The 22105-nt window shown below is 66.3% G+C and carries 20 protein-coding genes; 14 read left to right on the top strand and 6 right to left on the bottom strand.

What is annotated here, in order from left to right:
* Positions 1-12: 12 nt before the first annotated feature.
* Complete coding sequence (locus tag EV191_RS08550; RefSeq protein WP_132876383.1) at positions 13-921, bottom strand: LLM class flavin-dependent oxidoreductase; 909 nt, start codon at positions 919-921, stop codon at positions 13-15.
* A gap of 2 nt (positions 922-923) precedes the next feature.
* A complete protein-coding gene (locus EV191_RS08555) occupies positions 924-1712 on the bottom strand; it encodes an enoyl-CoA hydratase/isomerase family protein (RefSeq protein WP_132876384.1) in 789 nt (262 codons plus the stop codon).
* Between the two features lie 210 nt (positions 1713-1922).
* Between EV191_RS08555 and EV191_RS08560 the strand changes: the two genes are divergently transcribed.
* The 4 genes from EV191_RS08560 (at position 1923) to EV191_RS08575 (ending at position 7093) form a co-directional block, all read left to right on the top strand.
* The gene (locus EV191_RS08560) at positions 1923-3059 is read left to right on the top strand and encodes a CaiB/BaiF CoA transferase family protein (RefSeq protein ID WP_243658835.1); all 1137 of its coding nucleotides are present in this window, start codon (positions 1923-1925) and stop codon (positions 3057-3059) included.
* Between the two features lie 2 nt (positions 3060-3061).
* Entirely contained in the window at positions 3062-4612 is a 1551-nt protein-coding gene (locus tag EV191_RS08565) for an AMP-binding protein (RefSeq protein ID WP_165912882.1), read from the top strand.
* A gap of 156 nt (positions 4613-4768) precedes the next feature.
* Positions 4769-5410: an NADPH-dependent FMN reductase gene (locus EV191_RS08570; RefSeq protein ID WP_132876387.1), complete on the top strand. Its 642-nt coding sequence runs from the start codon at positions 4769-4771 to the stop codon at positions 5408-5410.
* 45 nt (positions 5411-5455) lie between these two features.
* Positions 5456-7093 (top strand): MFS transporter, encoded by a 1638-nt coding sequence (locus tag EV191_RS08575; protein WP_132876388.1) that lies wholly within the window; start codon positions 5456-5458, stop codon positions 7091-7093.
* Positions 7094-7109: 16 nt separating this feature from the next.
* Here EV191_RS08575 and EV191_RS08580 read toward each other — a convergent pair whose 3' ends face one another.
* The 3 genes from EV191_RS08580 to EV191_RS08590 all read right to left on the bottom strand — a co-directional run bounded on the left by EV191_RS08580 (position 7110) and on the right by EV191_RS08590 (position 12134).
* Positions 7110-10280 carry an AfsR/SARP family transcriptional regulator gene (locus EV191_RS08580; protein ID WP_132876389.1) on the bottom strand — a complete coding sequence of 1057 codons (3171 nt, stop codon included), beginning with the start codon at positions 10278-10280 and terminating at the stop codon, positions 7110-7112.
* Positions 10281-10372: 92 nt separating this feature from the next.
* The gene (locus EV191_RS08585; protein ID WP_132876390.1) at positions 10373-11542 is read right to left on the bottom strand and encodes a macrolide family glycosyltransferase; all 1170 of its coding nucleotides are present in this window, start codon (positions 11540-11542) and stop codon (positions 10373-10375) included.
* A 31-nt stretch (positions 11543-11573) separates the two neighbouring features.
* Positions 11574-12134 carry a GNAT family N-acetyltransferase gene (locus EV191_RS08590; protein ID WP_132876391.1) on the bottom strand — a complete coding sequence of 187 codons (561 nt, stop codon included), beginning with the start codon at positions 12132-12134 and terminating at the stop codon, positions 11574-11576.
* 55 nt (positions 12135-12189) lie between these two features.
* Here EV191_RS08590 and EV191_RS08595 point away from each other — a divergent pair, with 55 nt between their 5' ends.
* From EV191_RS08595 to EV191_RS08610, 4 genes are all read left to right on the top strand, one after another.
* Positions 12190-12750: a TetR/AcrR family transcriptional regulator gene (locus EV191_RS08595; protein WP_132876392.1), complete on the top strand. Its 561-nt coding sequence runs from the start codon at positions 12190-12192 to the stop codon at positions 12748-12750.
* 2 nt (positions 12751-12752) lie between these two features.
* Positions 12753-13475: an ABC transporter ATP-binding protein gene (locus tag EV191_RS08600; RefSeq protein WP_132876393.1), complete on the top strand. Its 723-nt coding sequence runs from the start codon at positions 12753-12755 to the stop codon at positions 13473-13475.
* Positions 13472-14242, top strand: a complete 771-nt coding sequence (locus EV191_RS08605) for an ABC transporter permease (protein ID WP_165912883.1) — start codon at positions 13472-13474, stop codon at positions 14240-14242. The genes EV191_RS08600 and EV191_RS08605 overlap by 4 nt, the downstream gene beginning before the upstream one ends.
* A 237-nt stretch (positions 14243-14479) precedes the next feature.
* Positions 14480-15787 (top strand): MFS transporter, encoded by a 1308-nt coding sequence (locus EV191_RS08610; protein ID WP_132876395.1) that lies wholly within the window; start codon positions 14480-14482, stop codon positions 15785-15787.
* A gap of 37 nt (positions 15788-15824) precedes the next feature.
* On the opposite strand, the gene EV191_RS08615 is transcribed toward EV191_RS08610, so the two are convergent.
* Entirely contained in the window at positions 15825-16214 is a 390-nt protein-coding gene (locus EV191_RS08615) for a DUF5997 family protein (RefSeq protein ID WP_132876396.1), read from the bottom strand.
* 58 nt (positions 16215-16272) lie between these two features.
* Between EV191_RS08615 and EV191_RS08620 the strand changes: the two genes are divergently transcribed.
* The 6 genes from EV191_RS08620 to EV191_RS08645 all read left to right on the top strand — a co-directional run bounded on the left by EV191_RS08620 (position 16273) and on the right by EV191_RS08645 (position 22094).
* Positions 16273-17007 carry a LysR substrate-binding domain-containing protein gene (locus EV191_RS08620; RefSeq protein WP_243658836.1) on the top strand — a complete coding sequence of 245 codons (735 nt, stop codon included), beginning with the start codon at positions 16273-16275 and terminating at the stop codon, positions 17005-17007.
* Between the two features lie 94 nt (positions 17008-17101).
* Positions 17102-18679: an ATP-binding cassette domain-containing protein gene (locus tag EV191_RS08625; protein WP_132876398.1), complete on the top strand. Its 1578-nt coding sequence runs from the start codon at positions 17102-17104 to the stop codon at positions 18677-18679.
* Entirely contained in the window at positions 18676-20085 is a 1410-nt protein-coding gene (locus EV191_RS08630; protein WP_132876399.1) for an aminotransferase class V-fold PLP-dependent enzyme, read from the top strand. Before EV191_RS08625 ends, EV191_RS08630 begins: the two co-directional genes overlap by 4 nt.
* Positions 20086-20125: 40 nt before the next feature.
* The gene (locus tag EV191_RS08635) at positions 20126-20680 is read left to right on the top strand and encodes a sugar O-acetyltransferase (protein WP_132876400.1); all 555 of its coding nucleotides are present in this window, start codon (positions 20126-20128) and stop codon (positions 20678-20680) included.
* A gap of 77 nt (positions 20681-20757) precedes the next feature.
* The gene (gene lhpI / locus EV191_RS08640) at positions 20758-21687 is read left to right on the top strand and encodes a bifunctional Delta(1)-pyrroline-2-carboxylate/Delta(1)-piperideine-2-carboxylate reductase (protein ID WP_132876401.1); all 930 of its coding nucleotides are present in this window, start codon (positions 20758-20760) and stop codon (positions 21685-21687) included.
* Positions 21684-22094 (top strand): VOC family protein, encoded by a 411-nt coding sequence (locus tag EV191_RS08645; RefSeq protein WP_132876402.1) that lies wholly within the window; start codon positions 21684-21686, stop codon positions 22092-22094. Before lhpI ends, EV191_RS08645 begins: the two co-directional genes overlap by 4 nt.
* Positions 22095-22105 lie beyond the last annotated feature (11 nt).

The raw sequence follows: 22105 nt of genomic DNA on the forward strand, positions 1-22105 counted from the left end.
AAACCCATCAGGTCAGTACCGGTGCACCTCGGGTAGGACCTGCTCGGCGATGGTCCGGATGATGCGGTCACGGTCGGCGTCGCCGCCCGCGATCTGGATCAGCACCGTGCGCACCCCTGCCTCGGCAAACTCGCGCAGCCGCGCGATGACCTGTGCCGGATCACCGAGCAGCAGGTAGTGCTCGAGATCGGTGAAATCCTGCTGGTAACCGCCACTGACCGCGGCAAGACCGGTCCGCCGCGCCCACGCGGCGTCGGGATCGACACACATCCAGGCGCCGAGGGCCGCGTAGACGGCGGTCCGCTCACGCCCCGCCTCCTCGGCGACATCGCGGACGGTGCGCAAACCCTGCTCGACGTGGTGCGGTTCGACGAGATACGGAATCCACACGTCCGCGTATCGGCCGGCCCTGGACAGCGCCCGGGGTTTGCGGCCAGCCAGCCAGATCGGTGGGCCGCCCGGCTGAACCGGCGGCGGTCGCAACGCCAGTCCGTTCAGCCGAGCGAACTCACCGTCCGCTGTCACCGGAGCGCCCCGGAAAAGGCCCCGCAGCAAGGGGAGTCCCTCGTCCAGCCGGCGAAATCGGCTCCGCGGGTCGATCCCGCACGCCGCGAACTCGGCGGGAAACTCGCCCCCTGCTCCGATGCCCAATTCGAGCCGGCCGCCGGAAGCCTCGTCAACGGTCACCGCCATCTTCGCGAGCAGCGCGGCAGGATACAGCGGAAGCAGACTGATCGAGCTGACCAGGCGAACCCGTTCGGTCGCGCCGGCAGCGGCCGCGAGCAGGGTGAGCGCGTTCGTGGGTGCGCCGTGGAAGAACACGTGCTCCCCGGCGGCCACGTAGTCGAAGCCCAGGTGCTCAGCGTGCCGTGCCTGCCTGGCGACCTGTCGAGCACTGTTGACGAGCAGGCCGACCTTCATTCCTAGGCCCCGGAGAACGTGGGCGCGCGCCGCTGCGTGAAGGCGCGCAGTCCCTCCGCGAAATCGGCGCTGCGGGCATACTCCTGGCAGGCGGCCATCTCGACAGCGAGCGCATCCGCCAACGGCGTGTCGATACCCTCGTCGACGACCTGCTTGATCCTGACCAATCCGAGTGGGCTGCGCTGCGCGATCACCTCGGCTAGCTCGCGTACCTGATCGGTGAGCGCCTCAGCCGAGGCGACCTGCGTTACCAGGCCCGCCTCATACATCCTGCTCGCCGTCCAGCTCTCCGCGGTGAACAACAGCTGCTTCGCTCGATTGACACCAATCCGCCGGGGCAGCCGGCTGGCACCACCGGCAGCGGGGAACAAGCCATAGCGAGTATGCCCGTCACTGAACGTCGCCGACGCAGCCGCCACCACGAGGTCACAGGCCAGCACGAGTTCCAACCCGCCAGCGACAACATTTCCCTGTACTGCCGCGATCACCGGCTGGGGATGTCGGGCGACCTGGTCGAACACTTCCGCCGCGCGCCGCAGGAACGGGGTCACTCCGGCACCGTCCAGCGAGCCGAGGACCATCTTCAGGTCCGCACCCGCGCAGAACGCCGGGCCGTTTGCGGCAAGCACGACGGCCCGTATCGACTGATCATCGGCTGCGCGGGTGAACGAGTCCGCGATCCCGTCGAGCACATCGAAGGACAGCGCGTTACGCGCGTCCGGTCGGTTGAGAGTTACCCAGGCTGTTGCGTTTTCGGTGCGATAGTCGACCACGGCAAGGTTCTCGGCCATTACGTGACTCCATCCGTTCCATCAGCGGTTGCTGACAAGTTCGGCAGTTAGCTAGATAAGACTAGCTGGTTAGCTTTGGCTCGGGTTCGTATCGACGGCACGTCGTCGGTATCGATCGGACATGCGGGAGATTCTTGACTACTTGGGTGCAGTATGTCGATAATCACGTCTAATAATTATTAACTGGTTAGTATGGTTTTGAGTGAGGTCATGGGACCACTCGCGGGACTGCGCATCATCGAGATGGCGGGCTTGGGGCCAACCCCGTTCGCCGGCATGCTGCTGTCCGATATGGGTGCCGAGGTGATCCGGCTCGTTCGCCCCAACGACACCAGTATCGGCGCCGGATCGTGGAACCACCTGCACCGTGGACGACCAGCCCTGGAATGCGATATCGGCACGGGCCACGGGCGGGAGCTAGTGTGTCAGCTGGCCGAACGGGCCGATGCCCTGATCGAGGGGTTCCGTCCGGGTGTCATGGAACGACACCTGCTTGGCTCGGAACAGCTCTGTGCCCGGAACCCGCGCCTGGTTTACGGCAGGGCAACCGGTTACGGTCAGGACGGCCCGCTGTCCAGACGCGCCGGGCACGACATCAACTACATCTCGATCGCCGGTGTGCTCGGCTCCATCGCCCGCGCGGGCGAACGGCCGCAGTTCCCGCTGAGCCTGCTTGGCGACTTCGGTGGGGGCGGGATGTTGCTGGCATTCGGAGTGCTGTGCGGCGTGCTCGAGGCGGGACGATCAGGACGTGGCCAGGTGATCGACGCCGCGATGGTCGATGGGACGGCGTTGCTCAGCACCGTCTTCCACGCGCTGCGCAACGCCGGTATGGCCGACGACGAACCCGGAACCAACTCGTTCGACGGCGGAGCGCACTTCTACAACGTCTATGCCACATCGGACGGTGCGTATATCGCCGTCGGTGCCGTCGAAGCGCCGTTCTACGCCCGGCTGCTCGAAGTGCTCGGGTTGGACCCCAGGGAGTTCCCACAGTGGGATCGGGCACGGTGGCCCGAGCTGACCGACCGCTTCGCCGCGGCGTTCCGGCAGAAGACAAGAGCTGCATGGGAAATGATCCTCGAACCGGCCGACGCCTGCGCGACCGCGGTCTACCGGATCGGTGAGGCGCCGCATCATCCGCACAACGTCACACGCGGCACCTTCGTCCATGTTGGACATGATCTGCAGCCAGCTCCGGCGCCCCGATTCAGTCGAACCGTTCCCGAACTTCCCGAGCCGGCACCCGAACCCGGCACGGATCCGGGTGCCGCGCTCGCCGGTTGGGGGCTCACCGAAACCGATATCAACACGCTCACGCGCGCCAGCCAACCCACGGAGGAATGACGATGGATCCGGTAGAAGTCTTGCGTCGTAACGCTGAGCGCAATGGCGACCAGCTCGCGGTGATCTGTGGCGACTGGCGCCAGACTTACCGCGAGCTCTACGCGCGGTCGTGCCGGCTGGCCAACGCGATGCGCGCGGCCGGTATCGAGAAGGGAGAGCGAGTCTGCCTGCTAGCCGATAACAGTGCCGAGACCGTTGAGCTGGTGGGCGGTTTGGCGCTGGGCGGGTATGTGCGCTGCCCGCTGTATGCGCACGATTCCGCGGACCGCCATCGCTACCTGCTCGAGCTGACCGGAGCGGTCGCCCTTGTCGTGCAAGCGAAGTACTATTCCGCGATCGCGCCAGCGGTCGCCACCTGCGAAACGGTGCGGGCGGTGATCGTTATCGGCGAGCAGCCCGACGCCGAGGTGCTGAACTACGAGTCGCTGCTGGCCAACGCCTCTCCGGAGCAACCGCCGGTCACCGTGGGTCCAGACGACCCGCACCAGATCCGGTTCTCGGCAGGCACGACCGGTCTACCCAAGGGCATCATGCATACGGTAGCTGGGTGGATGGCCGTCGGCGACGAGACGGTCGGCTCCGTGCGGCCGCCACTGACCAGTAAGGACCGCTACCTCGCCGCCGGCCCGCTGACACATGCCGCGAACATGCCGCTGTGGCCAATCCTCGACGCGGCCGGCACGGTCGTGGTCATGCCGGCGTTCGACCCGGCCGAATTCCTCAGGCTGGTCGAAACCGAACGTGCCACGCTTACCTTGCTCGTGGCGACCATGGTAAGGATGATCACGCAGCACGATGACGCGCCGGCGCGGGACCTGTCCAGCCTGCGCCTGGTGTACTACGGCGCTTCCCCGATGCCCGAATCCGTGCTGGTTCGCGCGATCGACGTGTGGGGAAACATCATGCACCAGCTGTACGGGCAGAGTGAAGTCGCACCGGTCGCCGAGTTGCTTCCCGGACAGCACATAGTGGACGGTCCGCCGGAGCAGCGACGCAGGCTGCGATCTGCCGGAAAACCCACCACCAACGCGCGAATCCGCGTGGTAGATGAGAAGGACAATGAGCTGCCGGTTGGTGAGATCGGCGAGATCGTGGCGGTGGCACCGAACCGGATGGCGGAGATCTGGAATGACCCGGACGCGAACGCGGCGCGCGTCACGGTAGATGGGTGGGTTCGCACACGCGATATGGGCTACTTCGATGAGGAAGGTTACCTGTACCTCGCCGACCGCAAGGAAGACATGATCATTTCGGGCGGTTTCAACATCTGGCCAGCCGAACTGGAGAACGTGTTGACGGCGCACCCTGGGGTATCCGAGGCCGTCGTGGTTGGCGCCCCGGACGCCAAGTGGGTGGAAACGCCACGTGCCGAAGTCGTGCTGGATCAGCGTTACCCCGGTGAGGTCACCGAGCAGGAACTCATCGAGCTGACCAGGTCGAAGCTCGGGTCCGTCAAGAAGGTCACCGGAGTGCGCTTCGTCGACGAACTGCCGAAGACACCGGTTGGCAAGGTGCTCCGGCGCGTGGTGCGGGAACACTACCGGGAACACTGAGCGCCCTTAGCGCCCTGAAACGCACCGCCACCAGCGCGTTTCAGTGGTTTCGGGAGGGCTTCGGCGCGCACCGAAGCCCTCCCGAAACCCTGGCGGAGCCCATCCGCCCGACGATCGGGATCGACAGCCAGAACCCAGTAGAGGGAGTCGATTCCGATGACTACGACGGTCGCCATCGCCGAGCAGGCCACCATCGACCAGCAGGGCGACCCGGTACGGCTTGCGGTGATCGTGGGCAGTATCCGCACCGACCGGTTCTGCCCGACGCCGGCCAACTGGATCGCCGATCACGCCCGCAAATCCGATGGCATACACGTCGACGTGATCGACCTCGCCGACTATGACCTGCCCATGGTGCTTGGCGGCAACGACCCCGATGCGCCCCAGCCCGAGGCCGTGACCGCGCTGGGCGAGCGGCTCGGCGCGGCTGACGCCTTCATCGTTGTCACCCCGGTCTACAACCGGGCGTATCCAGCTTCACTGAAGAACGCCATCGACTGGTTCTACGACGAGTGGCAGCTCAAACCGGTGGGGTTCGTCTCCTATGGCGGCATGACCGGCGGCCTGCAGGCTATCGACACGCTGCGTGGTGTGTTCACCGAGTTCCACGGCGTTCCGCTGCGCGACTCGATCACTTTTGCCAACTTCTGGGAGGCGTTCGACCACGACGGTCGTCCGGTGGACACCGAACGCGCGAGCAAGCTCGCCGAAGGGTTCCTGAATCAGTTGGCCTGGTGGGCGCGGACGCTACGCGAAGCCCGCACCGCGCGCCCGTACCCATTCGTCGAGTCCGAGTAGGACCGTCCACCTTCCACCGTATCCGCACCACAGGAGCTGATCTCGATGACCACGATGTCCACTTCGGCCGGACCCACCTGGCGGGCGTGGGTCGGTCTGGTGCTACTTGCCTTACCGCTGTTCATGATGGCCACCGACTTCACGGTGATGTTCATGACGATGCCCGCCGTCACGGCCGACCTCGCGCCCTCCACCACCCAGACATTGTGGATCATGCACATCGGTGAGTTCGTCGCCGCTGGCTTTGTCATCACCATGGGTTGGCTGACTGGCCGGATAGGTCCGCGCACGTTGTTGCTCATCGCGATGGGGCTGTACGGCCTTGCCTCGGCGCTGGCGGCGTTCGCGCCCAACGCCGAGGCCCTGTTGACCGCGCGGGTGTTGACCGGTCTCGCCACCGCGGCCGCGTCGCCCGCGGCGATCTCGTTGTTGCGGTCGATCTTCACCAGTACTCGGCATTTCGGGATCGCCTTTGCGGTACTGATGGGAGCGTTCTCGGTCGGCGGTGCGCTCGGTCCGCCCATGGGCGGGGTGCTGCTCGCGCATTTCTGGTGGGGATCGGTGTTCCTGATCAACGTGCCGGTCGCCGCCGTGGTGCTGTTCGGCGGACTTAGCTTGTTCCCTCGGGGTAGCACGTCTAACACCGAACGGATCGACATGATCAGTGTCGTGTTGTCCATCGGCGCGGTGCTGCTGCTCGTCTTTGGTCTCCAGGAGATCGCTGACCGGGGCGTTTCGCTGCCCTACGTGCTGACGATCATGGCGGGTATCGGGCTCGGCATATGGTTTGTCCGGCGGCAACGGCACTTGACCAACCCGCTGCTGGATCTGCGCCTGTTCTCCATACGTGCGCTGCGGATGGCCGCGATCGCGCTCGCGCTCACCTCGGTGGCCTTCGTTGGCGTGGACTTTCTGTTGGTGCAATACCTGCAGATCGTGTCCGGCGTGCCGACCGGCAGGCTTGGTTTGTTGCTGGCCGCTCCCGGCATCGCGGCCATCATTGGCAGCGCGCTGGCCCCGATCTTGGCGCGCCGGATCGCTCCGGGCCCGCTGACGGCAGCCGGCGTGGGGTTGTCTCTGGTTGGTGCGCTGACCATCATCGCGGCGATTGCCGTGGCACCGCAGCTAACCTGGCTGTTCATCGCCGGAACGACGGCCGTCGCGTTGGGCGTCACCCCACTGATGTTGCTCGGTGCTCAGCTCATCGTCACCTCCGCGCCGAAAGCACGTGCCGGCTCGGCCGTGGCGATCCAGGACGTCAGCGCGGGGCTGGGCGGCGCATTGGGGATGGCCCTTGTCGGCAGTCTTGCCATGGCCGTTTTCGGCCGGGTGTTGACCGCCCGCGCGCCCGCTGGTCTCGGCGCGGCCGAGGTCGAAGCTGCCACCCAGAGCCCCGGTGGCGCGGTCGCCACGGCAACGGATGTCGGGGGCGCCGATGGTCAGGCGTTGCTCACCGCGGCACATGGCGCCCTGTCCTGGGGCACGGCAGCCGCATACGGCGCAGCCGTCGTTGTCGGCGGGGCCACCATCGTCCTCCTGCTGCGTGGACTGCGTGGGATAACGCTGGACCTCGATACTCCGGAGTCGGGCACCGAGGAGCCGGAGCCCGTCAGGGTTGGTTCAGCCACTGTGGACCGCGAGCCGGGTCAGCTCGCGGCCACCCAGCCGAGTGCAGCGCCCTAGGCGAGCATCAGTCCGATCAGTGAGCGACACCGCCCGGAAGCCGTTCACCTACCCGGGCACGGATCCGGTCGATATCGCCCCGTTCTGGCATCGATGGTTCGGCACCGATCCGCGCCCGCAACGCATCGGCCGCGCCGAGCAGTTCCGCGGCGGCTCGGAGGTCTTCGGCATCGGGTCGGGCCGCACGGACGGCGGCAGTCAGCTCCAGCATCCGTGCGGTCGCCGGCGATTCGGGATCCCGCGCGGGCCGTGCGGTCAGGTGCCGGAGGGCGTCCTCGGCTTGGTTCAGGTCGCCTTCCTGGATGGCAAGGAAACCCCGCTCGAACTGCGCGCTGGAGTCGCGTTCGGCTAACCGGCCGTGGTAACTCAGCCAGCGGTCCAACAGGGCTCGGGCGGTAGCGGGATCTCCGGTGCAGCGGGCGATGTTCGCTTCGGCGAAGTCAGCGAACAGCAACCCGTTCTGATCGGCCACATCGGAGGCCAGCGATCTCGCTTGTGCCACTCGCTCGTGTGCGAGTGGCAGATCACCCGAGCGTACCGCCGCGATGGCCGCCGCGCTGAACCAGTAGGAAGCCTCGACCCGCAGATCAAGATCGAAGCAGATGTCCAAGGCACGCGTAGCGGCATCCGCCGCTCGGCGATGATCGCCACGCAGCTCAGCGACCTGGTACTCGACACCGAACACCTGGGACAGGCCGTAGCCATCACCGAGGGCACGCAGCACGGTCTCCGGATCGCGGCCGTCCGGTTGACCGCGCGGCGCGACACCCCAGTTGCTCACCAGGAACCAATCTCGCTGGCTCGCCGCAACCGCGACGTCCCACTCGTGGCCAAGGGCTTGCAGGATCGCGATGGACTCATCCACGTGTTTCTCGCCGGCATCGCGGATACCGATGCCGAGCAACGAGGTCCCAGCGAACCACTGCATTCGGGCTCGGGCGCGGTCATCGCGGAACAACGCCAGCGCTTCGGCGACCAGGTCTGCTTCCCGCCCTGGTCGCCGATGCAGGTTCATGCAGGCCGCCAGAGTAGCCGCGGCGGCATACGTGTCATCCCGTGGTCCCGGCAGCGTGGTCGCGGTGTTCACATCGCGATGCAGATTGGCGTGATGCCCAGCGATCCATTGATACCAGAAGGTTCGCACGGCCATCGCGACCGCGCTGTGCCCGTCCTTCGCGCTGACGGCCGTGTCGAAGGCGTGCCGTAGCTGGTTGCGTTCGGACTCCAGCCTGGTCAGCCAATGTCGTTGCGCTGGACCACGGATGTGTTCGTCAGCTTCGCGCGCGAGGTCGAGATAGTAGTGCAGGTGGCGCTGCGCGAAGGCGGCGCGCTCGCCGGCTTCGTCGAGCTTTTCCTCGGCGTAGGTGCTGATCGACTCCAGCAGGCCGTAGCGCACCCCAGCGGGGGTGTGCACGGTGTTCACCATGCTGCGATCCACCAACCCGATAAGCACGTCAGCCACATCGGACGGCCGGACAACCGGCTGGTCAGTGTCGTAGGTGTCGTCGGCGCAGATCACTTCGGCCGCGGCGAGGCTCAGGGTGCCCGGATGGATGGCGAGCCGGCGCAGCACGGTCTGTTCGGCCTCCTCGAGCAGCGACCAACTCCAGTCGATCATTCCGCGGAGCGTCTGCTGGCGCCGGGGTACTCCACGGCCGGGCCGACGCAGCAGATTCAGCCGATCGCTGAGGCGCGCTAACAGATCATGCACGGAAAGGCCCCGGATGCGCCCCGCGGCCAACTCCAAAGCAAGCGGTAGTCCGTCCAGCCGGCGACACAGTTCGGCAATCGCGGCAGTGGTGTGCGCATCGAGCGCGACGTCCGGATCGCTGGCCTTGGCGCGGGCGATGAACAGTTCCACGGCCGCACTGGTTTCGCCGCTCGCCGTGGACTCCGTGCTGAGCGCGCCAACATCGAACCGCTGTTCTTCGGGCAAACCAAGGGGTTCGCGGCTGGTGGCGAGCACCCGTGCACTGGGAACCTGACGGAGCAGTTCCGCGACGAACACCGCGGCCTCGGCCGCCACATGTTCACAGTTGTCCAGCACCAGCAACGTCGAATGCGCACCCAGTGCTTGGCGTAACCGTCCCATGGATCCAGCGGTCGACAGCTGATCGGACAGCTCCATCGTGGTCACGGCAAGGGCCGCGATGCGTTCCCCCGAACCGAGTTGATCCCCCGTGGTCGTGGTCAGCTCGGTCAGCTCGATAAACCAGGCGCCACGAGTGAAGTGCGCCGCCTGATCGTGGGCCAGTCGCAGGGCGAGGCGAGTCTTGCCCACGCCACCGATTCCGGTCAGGGTGACCAGCCGAGACTCGGCCAGTAGCGCCGTGACCTGTTCGCCCTCGCGTTCGCGTCCGATCAGTGGCGTGGTCTCGGCCGGCAGGTTCGTGCGGCGGGCGTGCACGGCCGTGTCGGGTTTCGGGCCCGGTGTTCGGGTCAGTGCGGGGTCCTGGCGCAGGATCTGGCCGTGCAGTTCACGGATATGTGGGCTCGGATCGATACCGAGGTCTTCGGCGAGCCGGTGACGGAGCGACTCGTACATCGCGAGCGCCTCGTGTTGGCGGCCGACCTGATACAGCGCCAGCATCAGCGCGGTGATCAGCCCCTCCCGCGTGGCGTGTTCGGCAACCAGACCGTCCGCGTAGCTGAGTGCCTTCTCTGGTGCACCCTGCTGGACGAGGCTTTCTACCAAGATTTCCAATGCGTCGCCGCGCAGCTTTCGCAACTGTGCCACAGCGGGAGCAAGCCAGATCTCGTCCGCGATATCGCCGTACGGTTCGCCACGCCAGAGTTCCAGCGCTTCGGTGAGACCGTCGATCTTGCGCTGTCCATCGGTCGCCCCGCGGGCGCGCTCGATCGCGTGCTGGAAGCGGCCGGCATCGACTACATCGGACGGTACGGTGAGCCGATACCCACCGCCGGCGTGCGTGAGGAACTCGCGGGCGCCGGGCTGTGCCTTGTCCAGCACGGCGCGCAGCCGGGAAAGTTTGGCGCGCAACACTTTTTTGGGATTCGCGGGTAGGCTCTCGCCCCATAGCCGGTCGATCAGCGCATCGGTCGATACCGGCTCGCCGTTGGCGGCCACCAGCGCGGCCAACAGCAGTCGCAGGTGACGTTCGGCCACCTCAACTGGGGCTCCCGGCTCGGCGCTGAGCCGAACCGGGCCGAGTACCTCGATCCGCATACTCGCCAGTCTAAGTTGGCCATGCCGCACCTGGTTGCTAACGAGGTCGAGTGGCACGTCGGGCTGGTGTGCGGTGTGTGCCGCCCTGCCGCTCAGGACTCGGCGAGGATTCGTTCGATGATGTCGCCGGCCGCGCTCGCACCGCCGGCGGTGTCCATTTCGGCGCGCATCGTGGTCAGCCGGTCGCGGACATCCACGTCGCCGGCGAGCGCATTGGCCGCCTTCCAGAGCGCATCGGCGTCCACCGTCGCCGGATCGAGCGCGTGGCCAAGTCCGAGCTCGGCGATCCGGTCAGCATTGGCCCGTTGCTCGGCCATCTGCGGGACGGCGACGAGTGGCACTCGCTGGTGGATGGCCTCCATCGTGCTGCCCATTCCGGCATGCGTGACAAAGGCGCGCGCGTGCCGGAGTACGGCCAACTGTGGAACCTGTTCGTGGACCTCGACGTTGTCCGGGATGCGGCCGAGTTCGGCTCGCCGCACCTGATCGCCGGTGGCGAGTACGACATGCCAAGGTTGCTCGGCGGCTGATTCGACGATCATCCGGTAGAAGTCCGGCCGCGCGTTGTAAGCGGTGCCAAGGGAAACCAGGAGCACCGGCAGGTCGTTACCCGGCGGCGTCCAGTCGTCCTGGTAGCCGCGTCCAGTGAGGCAGGGCCCGACGAAATCCCATCCGTGGAAAGTGTCGCCGGCATACTGAAAGGCTCGTGGCAGCGTGACGATCCGCGCGGCCGCCAGCTGCCCCTGAGTGAACTTGGCTACCTCGCGAATGCCCTGGCCACGCAGATAACGGCCGAGCCGGAGCAGCTGCCACAGGAAACGCGGGCTTGCCGGGTTGATCTTGGCATAGTTGGCCATCGACCAGTGCTTGTTGCCCACGAAGTTCGGCCAGGTCTCCACCGCCGGTACGCCCCAGCGATGTGCCAGGATCCGCCCCCACCAGGCGAGCGGGCCGTCATGCAGCACCAGATCCGGCGCCGGAGCGCCGGCCAACCGCGGCACCATCGCTTTGGTCTCGTCCAGCAGCAGCCCCATCGCCCGAACAAGTTCCTTGCCGTGCATCTGTGGCGGCCCGCCAGGAAGCCGTTCCCACAACGAATCGACCGGCTCGAACTTGGCACCAGTCTCGGTGATCCGCTCGGCGAACATGCTCGGTGCCCAATAGGTCACCTGATGCCCACGGCGCACGAGCTCAGCCACGATGCCCAGCGTCGGGTTGACGTGACCAGCGCCAAGCGGTCCGTACCCGGAAATAGTCGCCACGGATCACCAACCTAGCCGAACTCGCAAGGGCTCAGTCCGCAGTTCGTTGTGGACGGTCGCTTGCCAGCATGGCGAAGACCAACGTGTCGGTCCACTCACCCTTGCTCCACCAGTTCTGCCGCAGGTGCGCTTCCCTGCGCATGCCCACCTTGCTGGCAAGCCGCGCGGAAGCGGTGTTTCGCGCATCCATCTGGGCGCTGACCCGGTGTAGACCGTATACCTCGAAACTGGCCTCCAGCACGGCGTGCACCGCTTCCGTGGCGAATCCCTGGCCACCGAACTCCGGATCGAGGACCCAGCCAATCTCGGCCATCCGGTGTTCCTTGTCGGTGAACCAGAGCGCGATATCGCCAATCGTCGCCGAGTCGTACTCGATGACAAGTGCCAGGGCTTCACTCTCGCCGTCCAGATCGGTCCTCGTCAGTCGCTCGTCGACGCGCGCGATCGCGTCCTCGGCTGTCCACGGCTCCTCGAGGAGAAAACGGGCGACGTCCGGACGTGCGTAGATGCGCTGCAGCGGGCTCGTATCCGCTTTCTCGTGCGGCCGCAGCAGTAGTCGGTCAGTTGTCAACGGGAGGGTCAGTTGAGTCATTGCCGTGGAGTCTAGCCGCTTGACAGCTCCATGTTAGTCACTAACATTTACTCCTGTGGGGAGATGGCAGCAGACGCATGAGGCACTGCGCCGCGCGGCTTTGGAGCTGTTCCTGGAGCAGGGCTATGACGCGACGCCTACGGCGCAGATCGCGGACCTCGCCGGAGTGACGGAAATGACCCTGTTCCGGCACTTCGGCACCAAGGAGGCGCTGTTGCTCGAAGATCCTTACGACCCGCTGATGGCCGAAGCGGTACGAACCCGGCCGCCAGGAGAGTCGTCGATGCGCGCACTCGCCGAGGGGATCCGGCAGCAGTGGCATCAGCTCGATCCGGAGTCGACGGCGGCGTTGTGCGCCGTGTTGCGGGTCGTCGCGGAAACCTCGGCCTTGCGCGGCGCGCTGGAACGCGGTAGCGCCACCACCGTCACCGCGCTGGCCGATGCACTGGTGATCCGCGGTGCTGCCGCCGATGAGGCGCGGGTGGCAGCGACGGCCGTCATCGCCGGGCTGAGCACGGCGCTGTTGGAGTGGGCCCAAGCCACCAGAGAACCGGCTGGGCAGGTCAGCCTGACGGATGTGGTGGACCGGGCACTGAGTGTATTGGGCGGTGACTGAGGATGCTCACCTTCGAGCAGGTCAGCCTGAGTTTCGGGGAAGGTATCGGCGTCGCGGAGCTTGACCTTGCCGTCGCCGAAGGCGAGATCGTCGCGCTGGTCGGGCTGAACGGGGCGGGCAAGACCACGCTGATGCGCCTTGCCGTCGGCATGCTTCGTCCGGACAGTGGCACCGTGCGGGTGCTCGGCCATGCCCTTCGCGAGTTGCCTTCGGCGCGCTGGTGCGGTGTTGGGGCGCTCGTCGAGGTGCCGCTGGCCTATCCGGAGTTGACCGTGCGGGAAAACCTCCGCATCGCCTGCCTGTTGCGTGGCAGCGATCCGCGATGCGTCGAGCGCGCGCTCGATGATTGGCGGCTCGGACCGGTCGCGGATCGCCGTTTTCGCCGTCTTTCCCTCGGTAACCGGCAGCGAACCGGGCTAGCCAGCGTGCTCCAGCACGATCCCCAACTGATCGTGCTGGACGAGCCGAGTAACGCGCTCGACCCGAGTTCGGTGCTGGTGCTGCGGGACCAACTCACCAAGCGCGCGGCAGAAGGAGCCGCGGTCGTCGTCAGTAGCCATCACCTGGATGAGGTGGCCCGGATCGCGGACCGCATCGTGTTGCTGAATGCCGGCCGGCTGATTGGCGAACTCGACCCCACTGGGCGCGATCTGGAACGCACCTTCTTCGACCGAATCCACGACGACGACACAAGCCGGGCCGCGGAATGCGAGCAAACGTCATGAATCGGACCAGTGCCATGAACGCGGTGTTTCGGGTCGAAGTCCGGAAGCTCGTTCGCTCGCCGGTCGGTGTGATCGCAAGCGTTGCCCTGGTGGGCGGCACGCTTGTGCTACTCGGCGGGATCACCGCCGCGTTGGCAAGCGGGAACCCCGATCTCGTGGCAAAGCTGGGCCCAGCCGCGACCCGGGACTGGGCGGGGCTGCTTTCCTCGGCCGCGCAGGTCACCGCCGCCGGCGGGTTACTCGGTTGCGGGGTGGTCCTTGCCTGGCTGTTCGGCAGGGAGTTCGCGGACGGCACGATCACGGGACTGTTCGCCTTGCCGGTCAGCAGGGGCCGGATCGCGCTCGGCAAACTCGCGGTGTATGCGGTCTGGGTCGTCGGGCTGAGCCTGCTGCTGACCCTCGGGCTGCTTGGACTCGGCGCTCTGCTTGGCTATGGCGGCCCCACCGGCGGAGCCTGGGCAGCACTTGGCCGGCAACTCCTGCTTGGGGTACTCACCGGGGCGGTCGCGACCCCTATCGCTTGGGTCGCGACGGTGACGCGCTCCCTGCTGGCTGGGGTCGGCTGTGCGATCGGGCTCGTGGTCGTCAGCCAGGTTGCCGTGTTGGCCGGGGCGGGAGCTTGGCTACCGCTTGCTGGTCCCGCGCTCTGGGCGATGAGTCATGGCACGGAGGTGACCGCCTGGCAGCTCGCGCTGGTACCCGCCTTCGCCGTGGCCTTCACCGTTCTTGCCTGCTCGAGCTGGACTCGACTGCGCTTGAACCGCTGACCCGCCGGCCTTCGTTCGTCGTATGTGGACGGGAGCCGCCTCGGCGAGGCTGGCTGGAACGTCCACAGTAGAGCGCTTGAGGCGCCTAGAGCGCCGGGCTGCTGAGCAGATGTGCATACACCGGGGTGCTTCCCACAGGCTGTTACTGCTTGACACGGTTGATCCAGGCGACAACTATGCGCTTAGTCATCGAGTCCGTCGGTGCCGTTCGACGGCGCGCGACCATGGAGAGCCGCCGTGTCCCAACGTTCTGATCTCCCACCCACCGCTTCGTCGAGTACTGGCCGGGATCGGTTGCCGGTACGCACGCTGGTCGCCGCGTCGATTGGCAATGCCATCGAGTGGTACGACTGGACGATCTACGCGACGTTCTCGATCTATTTCGCGACCCAGATCTTCCCGGACGGGAATCCAACCGCCGCGCTGCTGTCCACTCTGGGCACTTACGCGCTGGCCTTCTTCTTCCGGCCACTCGGCGGTTTCCTGCTCGGCCGCTTCGCCGACCTACGTGGCCGGCGCACCGCGATGCTGCTGACGATCCTGCTGATGTCCGGCGGGTCCTTCGTCATCGCGCTTCTGCCGACCTTCGATATGGTCGGCTGGCTCGCCCCTGTCCTGTTGCTGCTCGCGCGGGTCGCACAGGGGATGTCGCTCGGCGGCGAGGTCTCCAACGCCTCGGCCTATCTTGCCGAGATCGCCCCACCCGCGCGCCGGGGACGGTTCTCCTCGTTCTTCTACATTTCCACCGGTACCGCGGTACTGCTCGCATCGTTGCTCGGCGCGCTGCTCGCCGCGACGCTGAGCGAAGACCAGCTTGGCTCATGGGGCTGGCGGTTGCCGTTCCTGCTTGGTGGCGTGCTCGGATTGATCGGGCTGTGGATGCGGCGCAATATGGCCGAGACCGAGCAGTTCGAGCAGAACAAGGCGCGTGCGGCGCGCCTGCGTAACCCGTTCCTGCTCACCGTGCGGGAGCATCCGAAGGCAGTGGCGCAGCTGATCGGGTTCACCCTGTTGAACACCCTCTGCTATTACACCTTCTTCTCCGCCCTGACCCCATACGCGACGAGCTCTGAGGGCGCGGATCCACAAGAGGTCTTCCTCGCGCTATCGATCGCGACCGCGGTGTTTGTCGCGTTGCAGTACCCGATGGGCATGCTCTCCGACCGCATCGGGCGTAAACCGCAGTTGCTGGCCTGGTCAGCGGCAACCGCGATCCTGATCATCCCGCTTTCCTGGCTGATCGGTCCCGGATTCGGCAATATGCTGGTGGTTTTCGGCGTCGGGCTGGCGCTCTACACCGCGATGACGTCGATTGCCCCGGCGATCATGAGCGAGCTGTTCCCGACCGAGTTGCGCGGGCTTGGCATCGGCGCCTGGTACAACCTGACGGTCGCGCTGTTCGGCGGCACGGCACCACTGGTTATTCAAGCGCTGTCCGCGGCGGGGCTGGCGAACCTGTTCTTTGGTTACGTCGCGGTCGGTGCGGCTATCGCCTTCTTCGTGATCCTCACGCTGCCGGAGACGAAGAACTCGGTGCTGCGCTAACCGCATCCAGGCTGGATGCGCTCGGGGCCGGGCCGCCTCAGTGCTGTTCGCGCCGCTGCGCGTCGCGCTCCTTCACCCGAGCGGTTTCCTTGCGAACCTCGGCCTGGGTGGCGCGCTCGCGCTGCAACCAATCCGGGCTTTCGGCTTTCAGTTCATTGATCTGCTCGGTGGTCAGTGGCGTGGTGATACCGCCACGGGCCAACCCGCCGATGGAGACCCCCAGCCGTGCCGCGACCACCTGGCGGGGGTGCGGGCCATTACGGCGCAACTCGCGCAGCCATTCCGGCGGATCGGCCTGCAGTGCGTTGAGCTCGTCGCGGGAGACGACACCCTCCTGGAACTCCGCGGGGGTGGCTTCGAGGTAGATCCCCAGCTTCTTCGCGGCGGTCGCCGGCTTCATCGTCTGGGGTGTCTTGTGCGACGTCATGCCGTCCAGGGTAACGAGGTGCGCGCGACGGCCGATCACGCCCGGTAACCTGGAGGCCGTGACTGGCTCGCAGGCGTCCCCTTCGTTTCGGCTCGGGTACGTCGCCGGGGTGACCCCGGGCAAATGGGCGCGGATCTGGCAGGAGCGTTCGCCGGCCGTGCCGCTCGAGCTCGTCCTGGTGCCCGCGGCCGAAGCCACCGATCGCGTCCGCGACGGTGCCGTGGACGCGGTACTGCAGCGCTCGCCGATCGACCGCGAGGGGCTGCACGCGATCCCGCTCTACACGGAGACCACCGTGGTCGTCGTGCCCAAGGATCATGTGGTCACCGCCGCCGATGAGGTGACAAGCGCGGATCTGGCCGAGGACGTGCTGTTCCATCCCCTCGACGACACCCTTGACTGGGTACAGATGCCCGGCCTACCCGCGGTCGAGCGGCCAGCCACGACCGCGGCGGCCATCCAACTGGTCGCGGCCGGGGTGGGGCTGCTGGTGGTTCCCCAGTCGCTCGCCCGCCTGCATCACCGCAAGGACCTCACCTATCGGCCGGTCGTGGACGCACCCACGTCGTCGGTCGCGTTGTCCTGGTTGGCGAGCGAAACCACCGACCTGATGGAGCAGTTCATCGGGATCGTGCGCGGCCGAACGGTGAACAGCACGCGCGGCCGGCAGCCGGTGGCCGATCAACCAGCGCCCGCGCGGCGCGCACGACAATCCGCCCCGCGTTCGACGACCGCGCGAGATCGGCAGGGTAGCGGGAAACGGGGTAAGCGCGGTCGGCCTCGTCGGCGCTAGCCGAGCTCGACAGCCCTCTTGTGACGGATTTACGGGCTCGCGCCCTTGCGTGCGTATTGCACACTAAAAGGGAGCATCGACCCGTGGAGGCCGTATGGATGCCACCCGCACGGCAGTTCCGGTACAGGCGCTTGGCGCGACCTGGCGTGCAGGCGATTTCACCCTTGAACCCGTTACGGCCGAGATCGGCGGGGGCACACTCGTCGCGATCATCGGACCGAGCGGGGCCGGTAAAAGCACCTTGGTGGAACTCCTTGCCGGCGTGCGAACGCCGACCGAAGGGCGAGTCAATACCCCAACAGAGGTTGGCTTGGTGCCGCAGGACGATATCGTGCACCGCTATCTACCGTTGCGCCGCACCTTGAGCTATGCCGCCAGGTTGCGCGGCCGGACCGATCCCGCCGCCGTTGACCAGGTGCTTGACATGGTCGGTCTTGCGCACCGCGCTTCGGCGATCGTCAGTACGCTGAGCGGTGGCGAGCGTAAACGAGCGAGCATCGCTGTCGAACTACTTGCCCAGCCGGAAGTGCTGTTCCTGGACGAACCGACCAGCGGTCTTGATCCCGCGACCGGGCGGGAGCTGCTGAGGCAGCTGGCCTCGTTGACCGAAGCCGGGCACACGGTCGTGTTCACCACGCACAACCCCGGCGACATTAGTTGGTGCGACGAGATTCTGGTACTCGATCACGGGCGGTTGGCTTTCGCCGGTATGCCGGCGGATGCCCTTGATCATTTCGGGGTCACGAACGCGGAGGACATCTACACTCGGCTGGACGAGCGCCAGTGGACACCCCAGCCGATCCAGCCAACGCCAGTGGAGCCACGGCCACGGCGGCGCGAGGTATCGGCGGTACGGCAATGCTGGCTACTCACCTGCCGCGCGATCGAATTACTGGTACGCAACAGGATCACGCTCGCGATCCTGCTCGGATCGCCCATCATGATCGCGCTCATGTTCCTGATGCTGTTCTCCCCAGGAGCGTTCGACCCGGACGATCCGAGCCCCAACACCACCGTGATGATCCTCTTCTGGATCGCGTTCGGCGGTTTCTTCTTCGGGCTCACCTACGGGCTGGCGCAGATCTGTGACGAGTTCGCGATCCTGCGGCGTGAACGCTTCGCGGGTCTTCGTCTCCTGCCGTACCTGTTGTCCAAAGTGGTGGGACTGCTGCCACTGCTGTTCCTCGTGGACGCGTTACTGCTCGGCCTGCTTTCGGTGACCGATCGGCTGCCCGAGCTGACCTTGCGCGCCAACATGGCGATGTTCGGCACCGTGATCCTTGCTTCGGTCTGCGCGTTGACACTTGGGCTGCTCGCGGCCGCATCGGTACGCAGCCCGTCGCAGGCCGCGCTGACCCTGCCGATGCTGTGCTTTCCGCAGGTGCTCTTCGTCGGCGCGTTCCTGCCGGTTCCGGTAATGGCCGAGGTGGGCCGATGGTTCAGCTACGCGATGAGCAACCGGTGGGCGTTCGAAGCACTCGGCAGGACGGTGGATCTGCCATCACTCTGGCTGGATGGCGGCTCGTCGCTTGGCCCACCGCTACTCGCCTCCTACGGGGACAGTTTTGATCATCCAGTGTGGACGAACTGGCTACTGCTCGCCGGTTTCGCCGTGGCGTTTGCCGGGGCGACACTGCTGGTGCTGCGTAGGAAAATGGGGCCAGCGCGATGAGCGTGATCACCGACCGGTATCCGGAGTACGCGAGTACCAGCAAGCTCGACGAGCTACGGGCGAACGAGTACGGCTACCTTGACGAGCAGGATCACGTCTACCTGGACTACACCGGTTCCGGCCTTGCCGCCCGCGCGCAACATCGTGCGCACCAGGAACGGCTGGCGCGCACGCTGTTCGGGAACCCGCATTCGGTGAACCCGACCAGCGAGGCGGCGACCGAGTTGGTCGAGGCCGCGCGCCACCGGATTCTCACCTACCTCAACGCGGATCCCGTCGACTACACGGTCGTGTTCACCCCGAACGCCACGGGCGCGGCCCGCCTTGTTGGCGAGGCCTACCCGTTCTCCCGACGCAGCAGGTTGGTACTGACCTTCGACAACCACAACTCAGTGAACGGTTTGCGCGAGTTCGCTCGACGCGGGCACGCCCGCACGGCCTACGTATCCGCCAGCGCACCCGAACTTCGGGTCGATCCGGACCGGCTACGCGCCGAGCTGTCGAAGGGCAAGCGCGGACTGTTCGCCTACCCCGCGCAGAGCAATTTCAGCGGAGTGCAACATCCGCTCGAGTGGGTGGGTCTTGCGCGCGAGCTTGGCTACGACGTGCTGCTGGACGCGGCAGCCTACCTTCCGACGAACCGGCTGGACCTCGCCGAGATACAGCCGGACTTCCTACTCGCCAGCTGGTACAAGCTGTTCGGTTATCCGACCGGAGTTGGCTGTTTGGTCGCGCGGCGGGAAGCGTTGGCCAGGCTGGTGCGACCGTGGTTTTCCGGTGGAACCATCCGCGCGGTGAGTGTGGGCCTGCCCTGGCACCTCATGGCGCAGCAGGAAACCGCGTTCGAAGACGGCACGGTGAATTTCCTGGCCATTCCCGATGTGCACTTTGGACTCGACTGGATCGCTGGCGTCGGGGTGGACATCATTGGCACTCGGGTCCGCTGTCTCACCGGACAGTTCCTCGACCAGCTGAGTTCCCTGCGCCATAGTGACGGCAGCCCGCTCGCGCGGATCTACGGCCCGTTGGAGACGGATAGCCGGGGCGGGACCGTGGCATTCAATTTCCTGGACCGCACCGGCAAGGTCGTCGACGAGCGACTCGTTGCCGCGGAAGCCTCGGCAGCCCGGATCTCGTTGCGTACCGGCTGTTTCTGTAATCCAGGGGTAGGGGAGGATGCCTTCGGGCTCGACGTGGCTGCCCTGCGTCCGCTCCGCCGAACGTCCGCGGTGACGCTGGACGAGTACCTGAACGTGCTTGGTCTGCCTTCGGCTGGAGCGATCCGCGTATCCTTTGGCATCGTATCCAATCTCGCGGATGTGGCGCGCTTCCTCGCGTTCGCGGTGGAGACCTATCGCGACCGTGAAACGGATTCGGTTGGCCTTCCGCAACGGGAAAGCTGCTAGCCGGTCGGGCGCGAGTACAGCGACGACAGGAGGGAAAGCCGTGGGTGAACAGCCGGATCGTATGCTGCGTGGAGACTGGTACCTCGACGATGCCGAGCTGAGCGAGCAGCGACGGCACTGCTGGCGGATGCTGGATCGCTTCAACGCCGCCGGTACCGACGATGCGGATGAGCATCGCGCGATCCTGACCGAACTGTTCGGCAAACTCGGCCCTGGCGCCACGGTGCTGCCGCGGTTTCAGTGCAGCTACGGTGCGCAGATCACCGTTGGCGCCAATAGTTTCGTCAACCACGACGCGTTCCTGATGGACGATGCCCCCGTTGCGATCGGTGATGACGTGCGGATCGGCCCGCGCGCGCAGCTGCTTACCGCCCTGCATCCGATGGAGGATCACGAGCGGCGCCGTGCGGGATGGGAGCGAACAGCACCCATCACGATCGGCGACAACGCCTGGCTCGGCGGCGGCGTGATCGTCTGCCCCGGAGTGACCATCGGCGCGAACGCGGTAATCGGCGCCGGTAGCGTGGTGATCCGCGATGTGCCTGATCAGGTGTTCGCCGCGGGTAACCCGGCACGGGTGATCCGGCAGCTGTAGGCGCGGCCGCTCCCGGATACGGATATTGTCGGCCGGGATGGAAACCGGCCGCGAGGCCTGATCCGGAAAGGGGAGCCATGCTGTCCGTATCCGCCGAAGACACCGCTCGTGCCCTGAACTTCGATGCGCTCATTCCCGCGCTGCGGGAGGGATTCGTTCGGGACGCGCATACCCCGAACCGCCATCATCACGCGATCGATGGCAGTAGCGATGCCACCCTGCTGTTGATGCCATCCTGGACCGAGGGCGGCTACCTTGGCGTGAAGCTGGTCAACGTGTTCCCCGCCAACAGCGAAGCCGGCCAACCGGCCCTTTCGTCGGTCTACATCCTCGCCAGCGCGGTGACCGGGGAGCATCTCGCGGTGCTGGACGGGAACGAGCTGACCCGCAGGCGGACTACCGGCACCGCGGCGCTTGGGGCGTCCTACCTGGCTCGTTCGGACAGCGCCGTGTTGCTGATCGTCGGCGCGGGGCATATCGGCAGCGTGGCGGCTGAGGCGTATGCCGCTGTCCGCGATATTCGGACGGTCCTGGTTTACAACAGGACTGCCGCCGTGGCCGAACAGCTCGTCGCCGAGCTCGGCCAGCGTGGGATGCCTGCCAAGCAGGTTACCGATCTTTCCGCCGCGGTCCCGGAAGCCGACATCATCAGCTGCGCCACGCTTGCCACCGAGCCGATCATCTCCGGCGAGTTGCTGCGGCCCGGTACGCATATCGACCTTATCGGCAGCTTCCGCCCTACCATGCGGGAAGTCGATGACGAGTGCATTCGTCGCGCCACCGTGTACATCGATTCGCCGGTCGCGTTCGAGGAGGCCGGCGACATCGCCCAGCCGGTCGCCGCTGGCGTGCTGGATCCCGCCGCCGTTGCCGGCACCTTGCCGGAGCTATGCCGTGGCGAGCTGGCTGGCCGCGAGCATGACGACCAGATCACCGTGTTCAAGACCGTGGGCACCGGGCTGGCCGATCTGGCTGCGGCCACGCTGGTGTATCGGAGCGTGCGATGAAGCCACGATTGCGGGTCACGTCGGTCACGATCGCCGCGGCCAAGCCACGCGAGCTAGCCCAGTTCTACGGTAGGTTGCTCGATCTCGAAGTGACCACTGTGGAGCCTTCACGGCCGGGTTACCCGCAGGAGGACGGCTGGGCACAGATCCGGCCACCAGCCGGGCTCGGCATGCCGACGCTCAACTTCGAGTGGGAATCCGGTTACGTACCACCGAGCTGGCCATCGGTTCCCGGTGAGCAGCAGTTACAGGAGCATCTGGATATCGCGGTCGACGATCTCGATGCCGCGGTGGCCTGGGCCCAGGATGCCGGCGCCACCCTGGCCGATTTCCAGCCACAGGACGGGGTTCGGGTTCTGTTCGACCCCGACGGACATCCTTTCTGCCTCTTTGCCTCGGGGCACTAGCACAGCTCGGC

It is taken from the genome of Tamaricihabitans halophyticus (genome assembly GCF_004340875.1).
GTDB classification, from domain to species: Bacteria; Actinomycetota; Actinomycetes; order Mycobacteriales; family Pseudonocardiaceae; genus Tamaricihabitans; species Tamaricihabitans halophyticus.

Coding starts and splice junctions, on each gene's coding strand:
- EV191_RS08565 (WP_165912882.1), top strand. CDS start 3,062: ATGGATCCGGTAGAAGTCTTGCGTCGTAACGCTGAGCGCAATGGCGAC.
- EV191_RS08590 (WP_132876391.1), bottom strand. CDS start 12,134: ATGACTCAACTGACCCTCCCGTTGACAACTGACCGACTACTGCTGCGG.
- lhpI (WP_132876401.1), top strand. CDS start 20,758: ATGCTGTCCGTATCCGCCGAAGACACCGCTCGTGCCCTGAACTTCGAT.
- EV191_RS08615 (WP_132876396.1), bottom strand. CDS start 16,214: ATGACGTCGCACAAGACACCCCAGACGATGAAGCCGGCGACCGCCGCG.
- EV191_RS08625 (WP_132876398.1), top strand. CDS start 17,102: ATGGATGCCACCCGCACGGCAGTTCCGGTACAGGCGCTTGGCGCGACC.
- EV191_RS08550 (WP_132876383.1), bottom strand. CDS start 921: ATGAAGGTCGGCCTGCTCGTCAACAGTGCTCGACAGGTCGCCAGGCAG.
- EV191_RS08560 (WP_243658835.1), top strand. CDS start 1,923: ATGGGACCACTCGCGGGACTGCGCATCATCGAGATGGCGGGCTTGGGG.
- EV191_RS08630 (WP_132876399.1), top strand. CDS start 18,676: ATGAGCGTGATCACCGACCGGTATCCGGAGTACGCGAGTACCAGCAAG.
- EV191_RS08555 (WP_132876384.1), bottom strand. CDS start 1,712: ATGGCCGAGAACCTTGCCGTGGTCGACTATCGCACCGAAAACGCAACA.
- EV191_RS08605 (WP_165912883.1), top strand. CDS start 13,472: ATGAATCGGACCAGTGCCATGAACGCGGTGTTTCGGGTCGAAGTCCGG.
- EV191_RS08600 (WP_132876393.1), top strand. CDS start 12,753: ATGCTCACCTTCGAGCAGGTCAGCCTGAGTTTCGGGGAAGGTATCGGC.
- EV191_RS08575 (WP_132876388.1), top strand. CDS start 5,456: ATGACCACGATGTCCACTTCGGCCGGACCCACCTGGCGGGCGTGGGTC.
- EV191_RS08570 (WP_132876387.1), top strand. CDS start 4,769: ATGACTACGACGGTCGCCATCGCCGAGCAGGCCACCATCGACCAGCAG.
- EV191_RS08580 (WP_132876389.1), bottom strand. CDS start 10,280: ATGCGGATCGAGGTACTCGGCCCGGTTCGGCTCAGCGCCGAGCCGGGA.
- EV191_RS08645 (WP_132876402.1), top strand. CDS start 21,684: ATGAAGCCACGATTGCGGGTCACGTCGGTCACGATCGCCGCGGCCAAG.